This window comes from Methylobacterium sp. A49B (genome assembly GCF_053346215.1).
Genome location: NZ_JBKFBO010000033.1, coordinates 1 through 456, shown reverse-complemented (window position 1 = coordinate 456; position 456 = coordinate 1). Strand labels below are relative to the sequence as shown.

General features: G+C 57.9%; 1 protein-coding gene. It reads left to right on the top strand.

Going from position 1 to position 456, the window contains the following annotated elements:
- The coding region (locus tag ACLBX9_RS03190) for a hypothetical protein (protein ID WP_447717891.1) at positions 1–300 on the top strand (300 nt) is incomplete at its 5' end.
- Positions 301–456: the final 156 nt, after the last annotated feature.

The following is a 456-nucleotide window of genomic DNA, read 5'->3' as shown; positions in this document are numbered from 1 at the left end:
GAGCGCGTGCTTTGCAAGCATGAGGTCGTCGGTTCGATCCCGTCTGGCTCCACCATTCTTTTGGGACTTGGCGTCGTGCTAACGGCAGCCAACCGGGAGAGTGCGTGTCGAGCCCGCTATCTGGAACATGAGTTTGCCGCGGCAATGATCAGCGAGGACCGTCAGGTTCGGCTGGACGTGCTGTTTGGCGAAGACATCAGTGACATCGTGAAGAGGGAATGTGGCCGTCAGGCGCGCGAAAGCGTCTGCCCGGCGGTCATGTTCGGCAAGCATACGGTGATCGGGTCGGAAACGATCTGATCACTGGTCTTTTTGTGACCGTGTCAGACTTTTGCGCTGGATCCTCTGGGCCCAGTCACAAAAGAACGGACATCGATCACGAGAGCGATCAAGTGCCTTAAGAGCATTCGGTGGATGCCTTGGCGCTGAGAGGCGATGAAGGACGTGGTACGCTGC